A 19,013-nucleotide genomic window follows, 5' to 3' on the forward strand; every position below is an offset into this window, starting at 1 on the left:
TAAACTAAATGACACTTATCCTATAGGCATGGCTCTGGAAGAAAACAACTTGATCATGGCGGACGCCGACGCCCGCGCTGACGTCGTCGACGACCCGAAAATTAAGAAACCGCACAAATCCGCAGTGGGCATCGAAGGCGCTACCCGCGGCATGTACTTTGGTGTGCGCGAATTTGGCGTCCTGAACCTGTTGGACCTGAACCGCCACAATGGCGTGAAGTGCCCGGGATGCGCGTGGCCGAACCCCAGTGCTGGCAAGGGCGGGTTCGTTGACTTTTGTGAAAATGGCGCTAAGGCTGTTGCTGAAGAATCCACTGCCCGCCGCTGTACCCCTGATTTCTTTGCAGAGCATCCATTCGCGGAACTGCGCGATCGCACCGACTACGAACTGAGCCACGAAGGCCGCCTAACCGCTCCCGTTATTAAACGTCCCGGCTCTGATCACTACGAGCCCATTACTTGGGAGGCAGCCTTCGACGCGATTGGGGACCAGCTGAAGAAGCTTGATCCGAACGAGTGTGCGTTCTACACCTCGGGTCGAACCTGCAACGAAACCGCGTACATGTTCCAGGTGTTGGCAAAGCGGCTGGGCACGAACAACCTGCCTGACTGCTCTAACATGTGTCACGAAGCTTCCGGCAAGGCCCTGATCCCCACCCTGGGGCTCGGCAAAGGGTCTGTCACCCTGGAAGACTTCGCCAACGCCGACCTGGTGATCACCCTGGGGCAGAACCCGGGCACTAACCATCCCCGCCAGCTCGGCTCCTTCGCGGCTTGCAAGGAAAATGGCGGCAAGATCGTAGTTATTAACCCGCTGCCCGAAGCTGGCCTGCGCAAGTTCCGCGACCCGCAGACCGTCAATGGGCTGATCGGCACCGGCACCCCGATCGCCGACGAGTTCTACCAAATCCGCCTAGATGGCGACCTGGCGTTCTTCCAAGCTGTAAACCAGGAGCTCATCAAGCGCGACGCCCTCGACCACGAATTCCTGGACAAGTACACCACCGGCCAGGAAGAAGTAATCGAGCACCTGAAGAACGTGGACCCCGACATGGTTCGCAAGGCCACCGGACTGCCCGACGAATCCATCCAGCGCGTAGCCGACCTGGTCGAAAAGGCCAATGGCGTCATCGTCTGCTGGGCGCTCGGGGCAACCCAGCACAAGAACTCTGTAGAAACCCTGCAGGAAATCGTCAACATGCTGCTACTTACCGGCAACATTGGCAAGCCCGGCGCCGGCACCTGCCCCGTTCGCGGCCACTCCAACGTGCAGGGCGACCGTACCATGGGCGTGTGGGAAGAGCCGCCGGAAAGCCTGTGCGCCGCCCTCGAAAAGGAATTCCAATTCCCCATCCCGCGCGAACACGGCTGGAACGTTGTCGAAACCGGCAAGGCTATTCGCGACGGCCGCTGCAAGTTCTTCATGCAGATGGGCGGTAACTTCTTGCGCGCGGCATCAGACACCGCGGTGCTGGAAAAGCACTTCCCGGAACTAGAAATGACCGTGCACGTGTCCACCAAGCTGAACCGCTCGCACATTTACCCGGGCAAAACTTCGATCATTCTGCCAACGCTGACCCGTTCGGATGCCTTCTACTACGGCAACGAACAGCAGTGCGTGACCACCGAAGACTCGATGGGGTACGTGACCGCTTCCTACGGCAAGCGGCGCGCATTGGATCACCTGCTGTCCGAAACCTACATCCTAGGCGAGATCGGCCACCGCATCGGCGGGGAAAACTGCTGGCGGCAGATGGGCCGCTCCACTAAGGAAATCCGTCGCCGCATCGAAAATACGATCCCCGGTTTCGAAAACTTCGAGCAGCGCCTCACCGAACCGAACGGGCTGATCCTGCCCAATGGGCCGCGTGAACGCAAGTTCACCACCAAGGACGGCAAGGCGCACCTGACCATCAACAACATTGAGCCGCTCGAATGCCCGCCGGGGCACGTGCTGCTGCAGACCCTGCGCTCGCACGACCAGTACAACACCACCATCTATGCGCTCTCTGACCGCTACCGTGGCATCAAGAAGGGCCGCCGCGTGGTACTGATCAACGAAGAAGACATCAAGGAACTGGGCTTCCAGCCCGGCGACGTGGTGGATCTGTACTCGGATTGGGACGGCACCACCCGGTACGCTCCCAACTTCCGCCTGGTCCCCTACAACACTCCGCGTCAGTGCGCCGCCGCGTACATGCCCGAGGCAAACGTGCTGATCGCCCTCGACAATGAATGCAAGGTGTCCCAGACGCCGGTCATGAAGTCCGTGCTGGTGTACATGAAGCCCGCAAAGAACTCCGGCGAAGGCGGCGAAAAGGAATAGTGGGTAAGGTGACTACGCGTGCCCGGCTGGTGCGCGTAGAAGGCCAGGGCGATTTTCGTACAGAAGACACCCTGGCGGTGGAAGAGCCCCTCGAGATCCGCATTGGGGGCAAGCCCTTCACCACCACCATGCGCACGCCCGGGGCCGACTACGAGCTGATTCACGGCTTCCTCTATTCCGAGGGCGTCATCCACACCGCGCAGGACATTGCTTCGATCCGCTCTTGCGATTCTGCGCGCCCGCGATCTGCCGGTCCGGTGGGGATGATGGGCCTGGCGGGTGACCCCGCAAACCGGGAGCGATTCCTGCTGGATTCTATTGGCGGCATTGGCGACCACACCGAGGCCAACTACAACGTCATGAACGTGACCTTAGCGCCCGGAGTTGAACTGCCCGAGGGCGCCTCCAGGCTTACCATGACCAGTTCAGCCTGCGGCATTTGCGGCACCTCGTCGATAGATCGGGTTATGGACAAGTGCGGGGTGGACATTGATCCCATCCGCCTCGATCCGCGCGTCGTTATCTCGCTACCCGACCGGCTGGCCGACTCGCAGCCCACGTTCAAAGCCACTGGCGCTACGCACGGGGCTGGCCTGTTCACCATGAGCGGTGAACTACTGTGCGTGCGCGAGGACGTAGGCCGCCACAACGCCGCCGACAAGGTTATTGGGTGGGCACTACAGCAGGGGCTGCTACCTGGGCGGGACCTGATCTTGGGCTTGTCCTCCAGGGCCTCCTTCGAGTTAGTGCAGAAGGCCATGATGGCCGGAATTCCCGCAGTGGTAGCGGTCTCTTCAGCTACCTCCCTGGCGGTAAATCTTGCCCACGAGGCAGGTATTGCGCTGGCTGGATTTGTGCGCGGCGATCGATTCAACCTTTACGCCGGCCAGCTTATGCCAGCCGGCGTCACTATCTAACTACAGCGGCGTTTCCGCCTTTTCTCCCGACAGTACCGCCAGAATGTTGCGGGCAGTCAGGGCACTCATCTTGTCGCGCGTCTGCCTGGTGGCCGAGCCGATGTGCGGCAGCAGCACCACATTTTCCATCTCTAACAGTTCGGGGCTGATCTTCGGTTCGTCCTCGTAAACGTCCAGGCCCGCGCCCGCGATCTGCCCTTCTTTTAGCGCCCGCACCAGCGCCTGCTCGTCCACGCATGCGCCGCGAGCGGTGTTCACCAGGTAGGCGCTCTGCTTCATCGCCTTCAACGCATCCGCGTCAATCAGGTGGCGCGTTTCTTCGGTCAGCGGGCAGTGCAAGGACACCACGTCCGAAGAAGCAATCAGCTCGTCATTGTCTACCCGGCGCACGTTGCCACCGATTCGGGACGTGTCCTTGTCCGAGTGGGCACTGTACAGAATGTTCATCCCAAAGGCGGCTCCGCGCCGAGCCATGGCCTCGCCAATCTGCCCCAACCCCACGATGCCCAAGGTGTCCCCCTGCAGGCCCATGCCCAGCATGAACGTGTGGTCGTAACGCCAGGACTTTCCCGCGCGAACTAGCCGTTCGGCCTCGCTAGTACGGCGCGTCACCTGCAACAACAACGTGAAGGCAAGGTCTGCTGTGGCCTCGTGCAATACCCCCGGCGTAGTAGTGACCGTTATGCCAGCTTTCTTCGCCGCGGCAACGTCAATGTTGTTGAAACCGGCGGCGCATTGGCCGATCACCTTCAGGTTCTTTGCCTCCTGCAGCAGCTGCGCGTCAAGCGGATCGGAAAGGGAAGACAGCAGCGCATCCGCGTCCCGGATCTGCTCGGACAATTCGGCGCGATCCATAAAATGGTCCCCGCCAACAACCTGGTGGTCTGAAAGTAGCTCTAAACCCGCAGGAAGCTGCGGTGCGGTAACAACAATTTTTCCCATGTACCCACCGTATCGCCCCCGGCGCACTTAGGCAGCGGAGAGCAGATCAGTGCCGGTACAGCTCGCAGGCGTTCTTACTTAGGATCTGTTCGCGCAGCGCCTTCGACAAGCCGCTTTCCTTTATGTAGCTGAAGGCTCGCGTGTACTTCTTCTCTTGGAAATACGGGCAGTCGGATCCGGCCAACAGCTTCTGCGGGTCGTATACCTTTGCAGCCAACTCCAACGAGGGCGCAAAAAAGTTCGCGGCGTCAAACCACATTTTCCGCAAGCTCTGGGCAGGCGATGCGGGGAAAGAGCCCCAGTCTTCGAAATTGTCCTGCAACCGCTGCGCCAAGAACGGCAGGTCGCCTCCCAAGTGCGCAATGTGGAAGCGGATGTTCGGGTATTTGCGCACGTAGTCGGCCTTCAGCAGGTGCAAGGCGGCAATGGCGTCCTCGACGGGAGCGCCGTTCACCCAGGCCAAACCCTGGTTCGCCATGGGGGCGCAGTGGGCGGACATGCCCGTGGGGTGAATGTAAAGAGGGGCGTGGCGCCTGTCCAGCTCGGCAAAAATCGGAGCAAACTGCTCGTCAGTGATCGCCATCTGCGGGTCCGGCAGCAGCGAATTGATCGCAATACCCACAAAGCCCAGTTCGTCCATGCAGTAGCCGATCTGCTGCACCGCCTTCTGTGGGTGCAAGAACGGGATTGCCCCGTAAGCCAGGAAACGGCCCGGATACTTCCTAATCAAGCCGGCATAAATGTCGTTTACCATCCGCGCGGCCTCGTCGGCCTCGTCTGCCTTATCCACCTGCGGTAACTGCGGTGTAGCCGAAAGGACCTGCACATCCACCCCGGCCTGGCCCATCATGCGAATCCGCGCAGCCATCTGCTCGTCCTCGTCGGAAGCATTCATGTCGCGGGCAATCGCCGTAGAATCCGGGTCCACCCCAATCTGTTCAAGAAAATCCAGGTACTTCGCCGGGTATACGTGCGCGTGAGTATCGATTACTTTGCCATCCAAGCTGGATACAGCCATGTTTCCTCCTTGCCTTCCCACGCTACCGCCTAGCAGTTCCGCCCGCCCGCTACCGGCCGAATAGTCGCGTTAAACAAAGAAGAGGGCGGAATAGTTCCGCCCTCTTCTTGCGTGCTTGGTTACAGCGCCCGCATTACCTCGCGCGCTCCCTTCTCGCGCAAGTCGTGCAGGGCCTGCACAAATTCGGCCTTGAACTGCTCATTTTGGGCTAGCTCCCCAAAGACGAACTGGTCCGCAATGAACGCGGTGTCATCGCCCGCGGCCTGCTTCTTGGCCGCCTCTGCCAGCTCTTTGCCATGCTGGTCGTCAATGACTACCTCGGTGCCGTCCTCGGCCTTACCTTCGCACCCCAATGCCCACGCTGCGCACATGGCCGCACCAATCTTGGTCTGGCCGCCATCCTTCAGGTTCTGGCGAACCGAAGGGAGGACGAACTTCGGCATGCGATCGGAAGCATCCTGGGCCAGGCGCGCCAACGTGTCCGCGATTGCCTCGTTGCCGAACCGTTCAAAGAGCTCATCAATGTAGGCATCCAAATCAATCCCCGGAACCGGACGCAGCGTCGGACGTGCCTCCTGCTCCAGGTAGCGGCGAGTAACTTCGGCAATGTCCTCGTCGCGGGCAGAATCGTGACCATAAGTAAGGCCAAGCAGCCGGCCCCAGTGCGCCAGCGACTGGTGGGCAGCATTCAGCAGCCGCAACTTCATCAGCTCGTACGGGACTACGTCCTCCACAAGCTGGGCGCCGACCTCTTCATAGGCAGGACGGCCGAGCGGGAACTTGTCCTCAAGCACCCACTGCACGAAAGGCTCCGCCACTACCGGCCACGCGTCATCCAGATCCAATTCATCCTTCACCATCTGCCGATCCGCATCCGTAGTAACCGGAGTAATGCGATCCACCATGCAGTTCGGGAAAGACACATTCTGGTCGATCCATTCAGCAAATTCAGGATCAGCAAGACGAGCCTGCTCCACCACGGCAGTGCGGGCAATATTGCCATTACCAGGCAGGTTGTCGCAAGACATGACCGTGAACGGGGCCAGTCCCGCCTCCTTGCGGCGGCGTAGCGCAGCCACAATGAAGCCGAAAGTGGTCTGCGGCTCCTCCGGATGTTCGGCGTCGTGTACGGCTCCCTTGGCATCGGTGCGGAACTTACCCGTCTCGTCATCGATGTTGTAGCCGCCCTCGGTAACGGTTAGCGACACGATCTTGGTGTCTTCGCTGGACATGCGCTCTACCACGGCGTTCGGATCGTCCGGAGCAAACAGATAATCGATGATTGAACCGATCACGGCCGGCTCCTTAGTGCCGTCCGGGTTCTTCAAAACCAGTGTGTACAGGTGATCCTGGCCGGCCAGGGCGTCACGCATCTTCTTGTCTCCGGGCATTACGCCCACGCCGCAGATCGCCCAGTCCTTCGCCTTGCCTTCGCGCAGCAGGCGGTCAAGGAACATGGCCTGGTGGGAACGGTGGAAGTTGCCCACCCCGAAGTGCACAATGCCGCAAGTCAGCTCGCTGCGGTCGTAGGTGGGGGCCAAATTCGAATCAGCCAGTTTCATTTTTGCTCCTTTGCTCAAGTCTACTTATTTAGGACTGTTTCGGAATTTTCTGAATTTTTCTGCCTAGACATTTCGCCTTCCGGAAGCTTCAGTCCCAGCAAAATAACGAACGACATTACATACAGGCCAGCGAGCGCGTATGCCACGGCTCCGTATCCCGCGCTGTCTACCAGCAGGGTTACCACAGCCGGACCAACAAAAGCTCCGAGCCCGGCCCCCAGGTTCAATATTGCCGAAGAAGAGGCCTTTTCGGAGCCAGCATGGGCCATGATCAGCGGCGTAGTGGGCACGTGCGCAGACAGGCCAATACCGATGGCCGCCATCCCCAGGGCAATCAACCAAAAGTTCGGACCGGCAACGTTCGGAATCAGATACAGGTAGACCAGCGAGGCCGCAGATAGCGGCGTGGCAATCCACTGGAGGGTGCGGTGCCATCCCAACTTGTCGCCGACGATCCCCCACAGCACGTCACCGGCAATAGCGACTATGCCAAAAATGGTAAATTCCAAGATCGCCTTGCCCGACTCCATGTGGTGCACCCGCTGCACGTACACCAGGTAGAAGGCCTGCATGCCGTACTGGCCGGCAAGATTGATGATCTTGACGATCCCCATAGCCCCCACCTTAGGGCGCCGCCAGGTAATAGAAAGACCCGAAAAAAGCGAGTCGACCACGGAAATATGCTTGCTCGCCCTCGCCGACGGTTGACTGCGCAAGAAATACATGGTGACCCAGCCGCCCAGGGCAGCAAGCGCCAACCCGATCCACAGGGTGGCAACCCCACCTAGGGACGGCACGAACAGGGAAGAAAGATACGACCCGATCGTCTGCATACCCAGCGAGAAGGCGAACCAAAACCAGCCTGAGGCCGACGACTGCCGTTCGGGGGCGGTCACGATCATCATCCAAGTTAGGAACCCGTAGGCCAGCATCGGGTAGCCGAAGCCACGCAGCCCGTAAATGAGCATCAACAAGGGCAGGGATTTGGACGGGATGGCCACTGTTATAAACAAGAAGTCGAACAGCAGGAACGATATGAGCCCGATCAGCATTACCTTTCGCGGACTGATTGCGTCGCACAGGGCACCCGACAGGAAGGCGGCTACCGCCACCACTATGCCGTAGCTGGTGTAGACCAGTGAAGACTGGCTGACTGTAAAACCTAGTTCGCCGTGGAAAAAGTCGGTGATCCAAACGGCTTCAATGCCGTCCCCAATCACAAAGAGGACGACGCCGAGGATCCCCAAAGTCATAGCCGTGGGGAAGTGTATTCGTTGTGCAAACGTTAGCGATTTTGTTGCGGACATCGTTGTCTTTCCATCCAAAACTTAAGCGGTCGCCGGCAACGCTAATAGTGGGGGAGGATTTAAGTCCCGACTATTTAAACATAAGCGTTTGTCATTTTGCGATCGTTTCTATTAGAAGAGGGCGGGCTTGTGCGCGTCATTTTTCATATTTGGCGGATATTTCCCCACTAAGAGCGGAGTGTGGGAGTTACAGCACCCCACCCACATTGATCGTTTTTGTGACGTTATTTGATCGGTAAGTGTTCGCCGCTAAGGCATGCCGCGGACATTGGCCTTCCACGCCTGCGCCCGTTCCTTACGGCTGTATTGGGCCGGCCTCGAAGTGGCTAAACCCGCACTACGGGCGCTCCCGGCACACGCCCGGCATCCACCGGCCGCAATTGCCTACCCGTAATCACTACCTCCACGTCCGAAGTGTTCCCGAAAGTAGCAAACAGACTGTGGCCAAACTTGGAATGGTCGGCAACCAAAATAGCCCTTTTGGCAGCGGTGAGGGCCGCCCTCTTCACCGAGGCTACGGCCGGATCTGGGGTGGACAAACTCCCCTTGCGGCTGATCCCGTTAGTACCAATAAACGCCAGATCGAATGTCATTTGCCCGATCGTCTGCAACGCCCAGTGGTCTACCACCCCACCCGTGATCGAACGCACCCGCCCTCCGGCAATAATCGCGGTGACCCCAGGTAGCAACGCTACTTTTTGGGCCGTGTCCAACGAAGTGGTAACAATCGTAAGATCGCGTGTTTGCAAGAACTGGGGAATTAGTGAAGGCAAAAATCCCTCGTCGATGAAAAGTACCTGAGCCTGGCCTGCGCGAGCAGCCGCCTCCTTCGCGATCGCTGTTTTTTCTGCAACGAAGCTTTCCTGACGATCGGCCCACGAGCGTTCAAAACTGCCCGTCTCGACTGCCCGAGCAGTACCGTAGGCGCGATGGACTTGCCCTTTTTCTTCAAGCAGCCGCAAGTCCCGGCGCACAGTTTGCGGCGACACCCCAAAACGGCCGACTAGGTCGGCAACCGCCTTGGCGCCCTCGTGCTGCAGCAACTTCAGCATTTTCGCCCGCCGCTCTGCCGACACCTGCTGATTGCGCGCAATAGAACTCATGTCCCAAAACTACCCCGACACCCGTGAACGCGATACTTTTGGGGCTGAGCGTTCGCACTCAACTCTTAGAATGGGCAGCAAGAACAAGCCGCAGGAACAGGGGAAACAATGGCAAATATTCCGTGGGGGATGGTTCGCAAGGCTACCCGCCTACTACTACAGGCTATGAACAAAGGCGGCAGTCAGGGTAAAAGCGGGGGCGTAAACAGCGGGTCTACGCAAGGCTCGCCCTCGGGAGCAAAGGCCCGCTACCTGCGTAAAGGGGCGCCACTTCCTAAATTTGACTATGCTCCCGCCCGCGACGGGGATGCCGATCCGGGCGAGGTCGTGTGGACGTGGGTCCCCTACGAAGAGGACGCCTCCCGCGGCAAGGACCGGCCCGTGCTGGTATTGGCGTATTCGGGCGGGAATGTTATCTGCGCGCAGCTGACCAGCAAAGATCACGATCGCGACGCCGCCCAGGAGGCCAGGTGGGGCCGCTACTGGATGGACATTGGCACCGGGAATTGGGATTCTAAGCGCCGCCCGTCCGAGGTGCGCTTAGACCGGCTACTCTCCGTGCCACAGGATGCCGTTCGGCGCGAGGGCGGACGCCTAAACAAGCACACCTACAGCCAAGTTGTAGCCCAAATCCAAAAAGTACAAGGCTAGCGTCCCCGCAGGTTCCAGGCGCGAAGAGCGCCCTGCAACCCTAGGTCGGAAAGTAGGGGCGCTCCCGCGCCTGCGCTTTAAAAGCCACGTTCGCACCAGGAGCACACCCCGTCATTATGCACTTATGGTCTGCACACTATTTCCAGGCACTGATTTCAGTGAAAATTAATCTAACTTCTTTTCTTTACCGGCCGCTTCGGGAGTATTGATATTATTGGCGTCGGCCTGTTTGAGCCGCTGATTCCTCTTGTTGTAGTAAGAGACCGTATACACCCAAATCACGATGGCAACAGCGTCAATTGCAAGTGCCCAAAATCCAATAATTCCGTGTGCAGCGTAGGCAAAGGTAATCGCCGCCAGGCAAAGGCAATTTGCTTTTGTCTGGGGCGTTAGCTTTCGATATCGCACAAGTAGGTAGCCGAGTGAACCAACCCCAACCGAACCGCCCACGATGAGCTCTGCGAGTATTACTCTATTCATAATTCACTTACCTTGTACAAGTCGTATACAGCCTCCGAAACCTAGTAACTCCCATATCCAATCGGCGACAACAGCCCAAGAATTATTCGCAAAAACTTTTTCTTGAGTTTGCCTGCTTCTTTCCACGACTGTGGTACAGATGGGACCGGGCAAACCACCAAAATATCATTATGCCTACCGAACCAACTACCACGAGTACCGGATGTCTCCATTTCAACGGATGGATCACTGCCAGCACCATAAGACACAAACAGTTAAACCTACTAGCCCTCGTAAGCTTCCTACCCACTACGAGCATGTAAACAAGGCACCACAAAGCTAATGATGCGCAAATAAGTACGGTAATTTTTTGAATTAAATCCATAGTTATTCGGCCTTAAAAAGATCTATACAGCTACCAAATCCTAGGAGATTCCAAAATCCTTCAGCTATTAGAGGCCAAGCAGTTTTTAAGAACTTTACATCTGCTGGGTTTTTTGAAACTTGCGGTAGATGCTTGCTCACACCATTCGGTAACTTAGCTTTCAACTGAGCTATGCCCTCTTTGACGGTAGCCTTTACTGCTTTCTCCATTCCACCCATCTTGTCGATAGCCGCAGCTATCTTCTTGGTTTTCCTGAGCTTGTTCAAAAACGATACGAGTTTAGGAACTCTACTGGCTACAGCAGCCCCACCCGTAGCCACTAGAGGCGCAATGTCAACAGCGCACTTTGCCGCCGTCGCAGCCCACCACCCAGCATCTGGATCCAGCGTTAGGGGGTACTTTGCATTCTTTGTATCAACAATCTGCCGAATACTACCGTCTCCGCGAAGCTCATAATGCGTTTTTACTTCATTGCCATCAGCATCTAACGCCCAAGGCTGCTTAACATATCCGACAGCCTGACCATTTGCGTCAGTAATGTTTAGAGCTCCGTTATTGCTCTCAGATACTGCGTATCCTTCAGGCAAATCAAGATCAAAGTCAGCGTAGGATGCGGACTCGTCTTTTAAAATGGTAACCACCTGGGCCGACATATCCTCGCTAAGCAATGAAACACTTGTAGTTTCCCCACCTGGCGAAGTGGTGGTCGCCACACCGTCTCGCACCGAACTCTGGCCGCCGTTGGCTGGCGAAAGCGACATTTTTTGTCCCTCATCTGCATAAAGCCGGACATTACCGGCGGGATCCACCCCTGACAAAGCAACCTGCCGAGGGCCGTCAACCATGTCCAAGGAAATAGAATCAGACACCCCAGTTGTGTCTAGATTGCGATCAATTTTCCCCGCAAGCCTCTCCTCAGCTACACCCTACTTACTAGCCACGAGGCCCCGCGCCGAGTAAGTACCCGCTTCAGCATCGACTTGCCCAACTGCCGTTCCTGCGGAGTCTATGGTTTCCCCATCTGCCATAGCCTGCGGAACAATCCCCAGTACCATAGCCAAAGAAAGGAGAGCTGCTACAACTACTCCTCTGAGTACAAAAACACTGCTTTTCATTACTTCACCTCTTCTTGCCCCATTGCGTAATGCACGATACCGACCCAAGCACGCACTTGCATCCGCAGGGAAAAAGTTTTCCCGCACCATTGCAGTCTTTTAATGCGCGAGCGGTACGGCCCCAGCATTATTTTTCATGAGCTTGGGAAGGTGGTGTGCGCTCTGGGTGCGGACGGGCATTTGCGCGAAGCGCAAGGGCGGGAGCGCACACCACCTTCCCAGGCGGATACACGCATTTACATAACGCACGAAGCGTATCTGCCCCCGCCACCGACCCAGAACGTGAGCGGGGTCTCTATTTTCTAGGACTAAACACCCACAAAAATTCACTAATCCCTATATCGAGACACCGCGTCCCACATTTGACACCGCAGAGCGCCTTATCCCGGAAAGTCCCGGATACCCCTCCAATAGATTTTTGCCGTAATCCAGAACCCACGGCGCGATCAACGCAGATTGGAGATTACGGTGTCATACCAACTCAATTCCGAACAGGAACTACTACGCGACTTCGTCCGCGACTTCGCTAAGACCAAGCTTGAGCCCCTTGCCGCCAAGGCAGACGAGAAGGGCGAATTCGACCAGGAGTCCTACGACGCACTCCTAGAGGCAGGCTTCGCCGCCCCCGGCATCCCCGAAGAGTACGGCGGAGACGGAATCGACTCGGTCTCCATGGCAATCGTCATGGAAGAAATCGCCCGCGTAAACGCTTCGGCCTCGACAATCCTAAGCTCCAACAAGCTGGGCATGATCCCGCTAATGCTGTACGGCACGGAAGAACAGCGCAAGACCTACCTGCCCCCTGTTGCTGCTGGCGAGGCAATGTTCGGCTACGCGCTGAGCGAGTGGAACGCCGGCTCCGATCCGGGCGCTATGACTTGCATGGCCAAGGAAGAGGGCGACGAATACGTAATCAACGGCACCAAGGCTTGGGTGACTTCCGCAGGTATCGCGAAGTACATTGTCCTGTTCGCCGTAACTGACCCCGATGACAAGCGCCACCGCATCACCGCGTTCATGCTGCACGCTGACGACGAGGGCATCTCGCTGGGCGCCCCCGAACACAAGATGGGCATCCGCGGTTCCGTAACCCGCGAAATGGTGCTGAAGGACGTGCGCATCCCCGCCTCCCGCATGTTGGGTAAGCGCGGCCACGGCCTCTCGCTCGCTCTGGGCACCTTGGACCACACCCGCATTTCGATTGCCGCCCAGTCGGTCGGCATCGCGCAGGGCGCCATCGATCAGGCAGCCGAATACGTGACCAAGCGTGAACAGTTCGGTGCTCCCCTAGCCAAGCTGCAGGGCATCCAGTTCATGCTCGCCGACATGGCTATGAAGACTGAGGCCGCCCGCCAGCTGACCTACGCTGCTGCGGACCGTTCCGGCACCCAGGCCGAGGATCTGACCTTCTTCGGCGCCAGCGCCAAGTGCTTTGCTTCCGACACTGCCATGGCAGTCACCACCGATGCTGTTCAGCTGCTAGGCGGTCTGGGCTACTCGAAGGAATCCCCGGTAGAGCGCATGATGCGCGACGCCAAGGTAACCCAGATTTACGAAGGCACCAACCAGATTCAGCGCATCGTCATCGCTCGCCAGCTACTGAAGAACTACTAATCTTCCGGGACCAAACATGGCTACTAAAGAAAGCACCTCGACGGCGCAGAAGTCCGAGAACTCCTCGATGGAGTCTCGCACTATCGAGCCCGTCCCCCGCTCTGAACGCCACGGCAAGGCCTCTAGCCAGTTCACCCTGTGGCTTGGAGCGAACCTACAAATCACCGCGATCGTCAATGGCACGCTCGGCGTCCTAGTGGGGGCAGACCCCATCTGGGCGATCATCGGCATGCTGATCGGCAACGTCCTAGCAGGAGCAGTCACCGCACTGCACTCGGCGCAAGGCCCCAAGCTAGGCCTGCCCCAGATGATATCCTCACGCGCCCAGTTCGGCGTATACGGCGCCATCTTGCCGCTAGTGCTGACCGTACTGATGTACATCGGTTTCGCCGGCACTGGCACGGTCCTGTCCGGGCAAGCTATCAACCGCATGTTCGGCATGAGCATCGAGCAGCCCGTCTTCGGCATCATCGTCTTTGGCGTAATCACCGCGATCATTGCGGTACTCGGCTACAAGTACATTCACAAGCTGGGAAGCCTAGCTTCCTGGGCAGGCCTGATCATGCTGGCCTACCTGGGAGTGCGCATGTTCACCAAGTACGACGTGTTCGCTGCCTTCCAAGGCAACCACTTCCACTTCGTCTCCTTCCTACTGTGCATCGCCCTCGGCGCTGGCTGGCAGTTGACTTTCGGCCCCTACGTGGCCGACTACTCCCGTTACCTGCCCTTCGAAACGTCCTCGTCCTCGGTATTCTGGTGGACCCTAGGCGGACTGGTTTGCGGCGCCCAGATCTCGATGATCTTCGGCGTACTGCTCGCCTCCCTGCCCACCGCTAAAGGCCAGGGCTTCATCACCAACCAGGTGGGCTTCCTAGGCACCCTGGGTGGCGGCGGCTTCATTGCGATCATCATTTACCTGGTGATCACCATTGGCAAGCTAACCGTCAACACGCTGAACGCCTACGGCGGTTGCATGACGATCATGACGACCATGTCCTCGTTTGGCTCTGACAAGCAGAAGGGCTTCAACCAGAAGGTGCGCACCGGCATCATCGTGGCGTTCATCCTGGCCTCGGTCATCTTCGCGCTTGTAGCATCCGCGGACTTCTTGGCATCGTTCAAGTCATTCATTTTGACCCTGCTGATGGCCTTCACCCCGTGGACCGCGATCAACCTGATCGACTACTACCTGATCTCTAAGGAACGAGTCGACATTCCCGCCCTCTACGATCCGAACGGTCGCTACGGCAAGTACAACGTACCCGCCCTGACCGCCTACATCGTGGGCATCCTGGCACAGATCCCGTTCCTAAACTCCGACTTCTACACCGGCCCGATGACGAAGGTGCTAGGCGGAGCTGACATTTCGTGGATCGTCGGCCTGATCGTCCCCGCGATCATCTACTGGGCTTGGGGGCGCACCGCAGTGAGCGTGCCAGAGCACACCATCTACTTCTATGACGACGAAAAGGAACCAGTGAAATGAGCGAAACTAAGGGCGTCCTCGACGGCGTCAAAGTGTTGGATCTGTCCCGCGTGCTAGCAGGCCCGTATTGCGCGGCCCAGCTGGCAGACCTGGGTGCAGACGTAGTGAAAATCGAGTCCCCTCGCGGCGATGACGCGCGCGGCCTTGGCCCGTTCAAGGACAAGGAATCCGTGTACTTCGCGATTCTGAACCGGAACAAACGGTCCGTCACCATGAACTTGAAGGACGAGGGCGACAAGGCGGCTTTCATGGACTTGGTGCGTGAAGCCGACGTCCTGATCGAAAATTACCGGCCGGGCGTAACTTCCCGTCTGGGCATCGACTGGGACACTCTCAAAGAGGTAAACCCGAAGCTGATTTACGCTTCCCTGTCCGGGTTCGGCCAGGACGGCCCGTTCGCCAAGCGCCCTGCCTACGACCTGATCGTGCAGGCCATGACCGGCATCATGGATGCCACCGGGCAAGAGGGCGGCGAGCCGACCCGCGTCGGCGAATCCCTAGGCGACGTGGTGGCCGGCATGTTCATGGGCTGGTCCGTGTGCGCGGCACTGTTCGATCGCACCCGCACCGACCAGGGCAAGCACATCGACGTGTCGATGTTCGATTCAATGCTTGCCTTGCAGGTCACCGCCGCTTCGATGCAGGCCGCAACCGGCAAGCTGCCTGGCCGCATCGGCAACCGCCACCCCGTGTCGGTACCGTTCGACACTTACCCCACCAAGGACGGCATGGTTGCTATTGCCGTTGCTAACGACATCCTGTGGGGCCGCCTGGCCACCGTTATGGGCCACGAGGACCTGGCCGAGAACCCGGATTACCTGGGCGACCAGAACAGGTCGGACAAGCTGGAGGAACTGACCGAGCTGGTCTCCTCCTGGACCAGGACCCTGACCACCGAAGAGGCTTTGCAGGCTACAGAAAAGGGCGGCATTCCCGCAGCCCCGATCTGGAACTTGACGCAGGCCCTGGAGTCGGAGCAGGTGCGCTACCGCAACACCCTGGGCAGCTTCGACCACCCGATCATTGGCTCCACCCAGTACGTGCGTTACCCCGTGCGTTTTGAAACTGAAGAGCCCGATACCGAATTCACCACCGCCCCCAGCCCCGCCCTCGGCGAATCTACCGCCGCGGACGTGCTTGAGAGCTGGAAGTAGCAAGGAGAGGAAAACATGAGCGTAGTTGTTGCATACAAGTTTGCGCCGAACCCGCAGAACGCTTCTGTAAGCGCAGATGGCGCCGTCGACTGGTCGCGCGCCAAAGAGGCAATAAGCGAATACGATCCGGTTGCTATGACCGTTGCCCGCACCATGGCAGATGCCGAGGGCGGCGAACTGGTTGGCATCACCGTCGGCTCCAAGAAGGCCAGCGCAGGCAACGCGGTAAAGACCGCTCTGGCGCGCGGACTTGACCGGGCCCTGTTGGTTTCGGACGACGAGACCGCAGAGTGGACTTCCACCAAGATTGCTTCTGCTCTGGCAGACCTTACCGGCCGCGTCGAGGGCGCGACTGCCCTGGTTACCGGTTCGGCCTCTATCGACGAGGGCGCAGGCCTGGTTCCTGCCCTGGTCGCCGGCTACTTGGGGTGGCAGTGCTTCCTCGAAGTCCGCTCGGCAGAGAAGACTGCCGCGGGCTGGAAGCTGGTCCAGGAAGTTCCCGGGGGCACCCGCACTGTCGAGGTCGAAGGCAACGTCGTGGTCTCTATTGCTGCCAATGCCGTAGAGGCGAAGACCCCGGGCATGCGCGACATCTTGGCTGCTGGCAAGAAGCCTTCTGAGGTTCTTGCCGCCTCCGATGTGAAGGCAACCGATGTTGTTGCCGAAGTTTCTGCCCGTTCCGGTGCCTCCAACCAGGATCGCGCCCACAAGCTGTTCGAGGGCGAGAACGCCGCCAGCGAGCTTGCTGATGCCCTGCGCGCAGCCGGCCTGAAGTAGTTAGGACTAATCATGAGCAACACTTTTGTAATTGCAACTAATCCGCAGGTGGCCGCCGTTTTGGAGGCTGCGGGCAAGACTGGCGACGTGACTGTCGTAGCGGTTGGCACCCCGGCTGATCCCTTCTCGGATGCCGCCAAGGTAGTCAGCGTCGATTTGGGAGAGGGCGTCCCCGCCGAAGCAGCAGCGGCCTCCGTGGCGAAGCTGATTGCCGCTGGCGATCCCGGCCTGGTCTTCGCCTCTGATGCTCCTACAGATCGCGTGCTTGCAGGCGCCGTTGCGGCCGCCCTCGACGCCCCGATCTTCCGTGGCGTCAAGGAGGTTTCCGCAGACTCGGTGACCGTGGCCCGCTTCGGTGGCATCACCGAGGAAACCCTTCCGACCTCACAGAAGCTGGTGCTCCTGCTGGACGGCGGCAAGGACGTAGCCGGAAGCGGGGCCCAGGCAGAAGCGGCGGAAGCCGAGCTGTCCCCCGCCAAGGTAGTGGCTGAAGAAACCGGTGCTGGCACCCAGGTAAATCTGGGCGCAGCAGGCAAGATTGTTGCCTGCGGGCGCGGCTTCAAGAAGGAAGAAGATCTGCAGCTGGCACGCGACCTGGCTGCGGCGGTAGGCGCGGAAGTAGCCTGCTCGCGTCCTCTAGCCGAGGGCGCCGACTGGTTCGATCGCGACCTGTACGTAGGCGTTTCGGGCGCCAAGGTGGCCCCCGACTTCTACTTCGCCCTGGGCATTTCCGGGCAGCTGCAGCACACCGCTGGCATGCAGGATTCGAAGACGGTCGTGGCGATCAACTCTGACGAGAACGCGCCGATCTTCAAACTGGCAGATTACGGCATTGTTGGCGACCTGTACGAGGTGCTGCCCGCACTGACCGAAGCACTCTCTAAGTAAATGGAAGACGGGGTCATGAACGACGTAGATTTTGAAGTAATCGTTGTTGGGGCTGGCATCGCAGGCATGACTTGTGCCTACCTGCTAGCACAGCAGGGACACGAAGTACTGCTGGTAGAACGCGGCACCGAACCGGGCACAAAGAACCTGTCCGGGGGCGTGTTCTACTGCAAGATTATGCAGGAGATTTTCCCTGATTTTCTTGAGCAGGCGCCCTATGAACGCAAGATTGCCCGCAACATCTTGTCGTTCATGACCCCCACTGCCGCCACGAACGTCGACTACTGGGACGGTCGCCTGGGTGAGGATTCGACCGCCGTCACTGTGCTGCGCGCAAAGTTCGACCCGTGGCTGGCCGAGAAGTGTGAAGAGGCCGGCGTGGTAATCATGCCCGGCATCAAGGTTGAAGAGCTGCTGCGCGAGGGCGACAAGATTGTTGGCATTAGCGCTGGCGGTGAAGAGCTGCACGCCCACGTGGTTGTTGCGGCAGACGGGGTCAACTCGTTCCTAGCCCAGAAGGCGGGCATCCGGGAAAAGGAGCCCACCGAGAACCTGGCCGTGGGCGTCAAGTCCGTGATCAAACTTGGCGAGGCCGAAGTGTCCAAACGCTTTGGGGTGCGCGACGGTGACGGCCTCGCCTACGCCATGGTTGGCGACTGCACTCAGGGCGTCGCCGGGGGCGGGTTCTTCTACACGAACACTGACTCGGTGTCTATCGGCGTGGTGTTGCGCCTGGACGACCTGGTAAAGAAGGGCAAGTCGTCCTCTGAAATTCACGACCACTTCCTGACCCACCCGGCCGTAAGCCAGTACCTTGAGGGCGGCGAGCTGATCGAATACGGCTGCCACCTGATCGCCGAGGGCGGCCAGAAGATGCAGCACGACCTAGTGCGCGACGGCCTCGTGATCGTTGGGGACGCAGCCGGTTTCACGCTAAACACGGGCTTCACTGTGCGCGGCATGGATCTGGCGGCCGGATCTGGCAAGGCGGCAGCACAGGCCATCGACAAGGCCCTTGCGGCCGGCAACTTCAGCCAGGAACAGCTGGAAGAATACACGCGCCTGGTAGACGAGTCGTTCGTGGGCAAGGACATGGCCACCTACTCGAATGCCCCGAAGTTCCTTGAAAACCCCGAAATGTACGGCGACATGGGCGAACTGGTCTCGAATGTACTGCACGGCATTTACAACCTTGACCTGTCCCCGCGAAAGAAGCTCTTGCCCACCGCCCTGGGCGCATTCAAGAAGTCGAAAATAGGCGCACTCCGCCTAGCAAAAATCGCTTTCGAAGCAGTGAGGTCCCTATAAA

Annotated in this window: 17 protein-coding genes; 9 read left to right on the forward strand and 8 right to left on the reverse strand. The window is 58.8% G+C overall.

Translation table 11 applies throughout. The features are described from left to right. The first annotated feature begins 28 nt into the window (after positions 1-28). A complete protein-coding gene (locus tag AC1EKG_RS07405) occupies positions 29-2,326 on the forward strand; it encodes an FdhF/YdeP family oxidoreductase (RefSeq protein WP_083285964.1) in 2,298 nt (765 codons plus the stop codon). Next, entirely contained in the window at positions 2,326-3,243 is a 918-nt protein-coding gene (gene fdhD / locus AC1EKG_RS07410; protein ID WP_070424955.1) for a formate dehydrogenase accessory sulfurtransferase FdhD, read from the forward strand. Before AC1EKG_RS07405 ends, fdhD begins: the two co-directional genes overlap by 1 nt. Here the strand turns inward: fdhD and AC1EKG_RS07415 are convergent, their stop codons facing one another. The 5 genes from AC1EKG_RS07415 to AC1EKG_RS07435 form a co-directional block, all read right to left on the reverse strand. Continuing rightward, positions 3,244-4,185 (reverse strand): 2-hydroxyacid dehydrogenase, encoded by a 942-nt coding sequence (locus AC1EKG_RS07415; RefSeq protein ID WP_048708076.1) that lies wholly within the window; start codon positions 4,183-4,185, stop codon positions 3,244-3,246. A gap of 46 nt (positions 4,186-4,231) precedes the next feature. Then, positions 4,232-5,203, reverse strand: coding sequence for an amidohydrolase family protein (locus AC1EKG_RS07420; RefSeq protein ID WP_004808169.1), 972 nt, complete (start codon positions 5,201-5,203; stop codon positions 4,232-4,234). A 119-nt stretch (positions 5,204-5,322) separates the two neighbouring features. Beyond that, positions 5,323-6,765: a mannitol dehydrogenase family protein gene (locus tag AC1EKG_RS07425; RefSeq protein ID WP_278614492.1), complete on the reverse strand. Its 1,443-nt coding sequence runs from the start codon at positions 6,763-6,765 to the stop codon at positions 5,323-5,325. Positions 6,766-6,785: 20 nt separating this feature from the next. After that, positions 6,786-8,072, reverse strand: a complete 1,287-nt coding sequence (locus AC1EKG_RS07430) for an RbtT/DalT/CsbX family MFS transporter (protein WP_481067799.1) — start codon at positions 8,070-8,072, stop codon at positions 6,786-6,788. A gap of 326 nt (positions 8,073-8,398) precedes the next feature. After that, entirely contained in the window at positions 8,399-9,175 is a 777-nt protein-coding gene (locus AC1EKG_RS07435; protein WP_040315415.1) for a DeoR/GlpR family DNA-binding transcription regulator, read from the reverse strand. Positions 9,176-9,283: 108 nt separating this feature from the next. On the opposite strand from AC1EKG_RS07435, the gene AC1EKG_RS07440 reads away from it, so the two are divergent. Then, positions 9,284-9,826 (forward strand): type II toxin-antitoxin system PemK/MazF family toxin, encoded by a 543-nt coding sequence (locus AC1EKG_RS07440; protein WP_004808160.1) that lies wholly within the window; start codon positions 9,284-9,286, stop codon positions 9,824-9,826. A gap of 165 nt (positions 9,827-9,991) precedes the next feature. On the opposite strand, the gene AC1EKG_RS07445 is transcribed toward AC1EKG_RS07440, so the two are convergent. The 3 genes from AC1EKG_RS07445 to AC1EKG_RS07455 form a co-directional block, all read right to left on the reverse strand. Continuing rightward, on the reverse strand, positions 9,992-10,306 hold the full coding sequence (locus tag AC1EKG_RS07445) for a hypothetical protein (RefSeq protein ID WP_004808158.1): 315 nt from the start codon (positions 10,304-10,306) through the stop codon (positions 9,992-9,994). A 366-nt stretch (positions 10,307-10,672) separates the two neighbouring features. Beyond that, complete coding sequence (locus AC1EKG_RS07450) at positions 10,673-11,431, reverse strand: hypothetical protein (protein ID WP_004808156.1); 759 nt, start codon at positions 11,429-11,431, stop codon at positions 10,673-10,675. A gap of 165 nt (positions 11,432-11,596) precedes the next feature. Then, positions 11,597-11,785 carry a hypothetical protein gene (locus AC1EKG_RS07455; protein ID WP_004808154.1) on the reverse strand — a complete coding sequence of 63 codons (189 nt, stop codon included), beginning with the start codon at positions 11,783-11,785 and terminating at the stop codon, positions 11,597-11,599. Between the two features lie 468 nt (positions 11,786-12,253). Here AC1EKG_RS07455 and AC1EKG_RS07460 point away from each other — a divergent pair, with 468 nt between their 5' ends. From AC1EKG_RS07460 to AC1EKG_RS07485, 6 genes are read left to right on the forward strand one after another with little or no spacing between them, the layout of a single operon-like run. After that, positions 12,254-13,399, forward strand: a complete 1,146-nt coding sequence (locus AC1EKG_RS07460; protein ID WP_004808152.1) for an acyl-CoA dehydrogenase family protein — start codon at positions 12,254-12,256, stop codon at positions 13,397-13,399. Between the two features lie 16 nt (positions 13,400-13,415). Beyond that, positions 13,416-14,885 (forward strand): purine-cytosine permease family protein, encoded by a 1,470-nt coding sequence (locus AC1EKG_RS07465; protein ID WP_004808150.1) that lies wholly within the window; start codon positions 13,416-13,418, stop codon positions 14,883-14,885. Continuing rightward, the gene (locus tag AC1EKG_RS07470) at positions 14,882-16,039 is read left to right on the forward strand and encodes a CaiB/BaiF CoA transferase family protein (protein WP_048708081.1); all 1,158 of its coding nucleotides are present in this window, start codon (positions 14,882-14,884) and stop codon (positions 16,037-16,039) included. Before AC1EKG_RS07465 ends, AC1EKG_RS07470 begins: the two co-directional genes overlap by 4 nt. Before the next feature lie 15 nt (positions 16,040-16,054). After that, complete coding sequence (locus AC1EKG_RS07475) at positions 16,055-16,816, forward strand: electron transfer flavoprotein subunit beta/FixA family protein (RefSeq protein WP_048708084.1); 762 nt, start codon at positions 16,055-16,057, stop codon at positions 16,814-16,816. Between the two features lie 12 nt (positions 16,817-16,828). Beyond that, the gene (locus AC1EKG_RS07480) at positions 16,829-17,704 is read left to right on the forward strand and encodes an electron transfer flavoprotein subunit alpha/FixB family protein (RefSeq protein ID WP_048708088.1); all 876 of its coding nucleotides are present in this window, start codon (positions 16,829-16,831) and stop codon (positions 17,702-17,704) included. A 15-nt stretch (positions 17,705-17,719) separates the two neighbouring features. After that, complete coding sequence (locus tag AC1EKG_RS07485; RefSeq protein ID WP_048708210.1) at positions 17,720-19,012, forward strand: FAD-dependent oxidoreductase; 1,293 nt, start codon at positions 17,720-17,722, stop codon at positions 19,010-19,012. The last annotated feature ends 1 nt before the right edge of the window (position 19,013 follow it).

This window comes from Winkia sp. C0117E2 (assembly GCF_056590455.1).

Excerpts from the sequence above, each read along its gene's own strand:
- AC1EKG_RS07480 (WP_048708088.1), top strand. The coding sequence starts at position 16,829 with ATGAGCAACACTTTTGTAATTGCAACTAATCCGCAGGTGGCCGCCGTT.
- AC1EKG_RS07445 (WP_004808158.1), bottom strand. The coding sequence starts at position 10,306 with ATGAATAGAGTAATACTCGCAGAGCTCATCGTGGGCGGTTCGGTTGGG.
- AC1EKG_RS07430 (WP_481067799.1), bottom strand. The coding sequence starts at position 8,072 with ATGTCCGCAACAAAATCGCTAACGTTTGCACAACGAATACACTTCCCC.
- AC1EKG_RS07435 (WP_040315415.1), bottom strand. The coding sequence starts at position 9,175 with ATGAGTTCTATTGCGCGCAATCAGCAGGTGTCGGCAGAGCGGCGGGCG.
- AC1EKG_RS07415 (WP_048708076.1), bottom strand. The coding sequence starts at position 4,185 with ATGGGAAAAATTGTTGTTACCGCACCGCAGCTTCCTGCGGGTTTAGAG.
- AC1EKG_RS07470 (WP_048708081.1), top strand. The coding sequence starts at position 14,882 with ATGAGCGAAACTAAGGGCGTCCTCGACGGCGTCAAAGTGTTGGATCTG.
- AC1EKG_RS07465 (WP_004808150.1), top strand. The coding sequence starts at position 13,416 with ATGGCTACTAAAGAAAGCACCTCGACGGCGCAGAAGTCCGAGAACTCC.
- AC1EKG_RS07425 (WP_278614492.1), bottom strand. The coding sequence starts at position 6,765 with ATGAAACTGGCTGATTCGAATTTGGCCCCCACCTACGACCGCAGCGAG.
- AC1EKG_RS07455 (WP_004808154.1), bottom strand. The coding sequence starts at position 11,785 with ATGAAAAGCAGTGTTTTTGTACTCAGAGGAGTAGTTGTAGCAGCTCTC.
- AC1EKG_RS07450 (WP_004808156.1), bottom strand. The coding sequence starts at position 11,431 with ATGTCGCTTTCGCCAGCCAACGGCGGCCAGAGTTCGGTGCGAGACGGT.
- AC1EKG_RS07440 (WP_004808160.1), top strand. The coding sequence starts at position 9,284 with ATGGCAAATATTCCGTGGGGGATGGTTCGCAAGGCTACCCGCCTACTA.
- AC1EKG_RS07475 (WP_048708084.1), top strand. The coding sequence starts at position 16,055 with ATGAGCGTAGTTGTTGCATACAAGTTTGCGCCGAACCCGCAGAACGCT.
- AC1EKG_RS07485 (WP_048708210.1), top strand. The coding sequence starts at position 17,720 with ATGAACGACGTAGATTTTGAAGTAATCGTTGTTGGGGCTGGCATCGCA.
- AC1EKG_RS07420 (WP_004808169.1), bottom strand. The coding sequence starts at position 5,203 with ATGGCTGTATCCAGCTTGGATGGCAAAGTAATCGATACTCACGCGCAC.
- AC1EKG_RS07405 (WP_083285964.1), top strand. The coding sequence starts at position 29 with ATGGCTCTGGAAGAAAACAACTTGATCATGGCGGACGCCGACGCCCGC.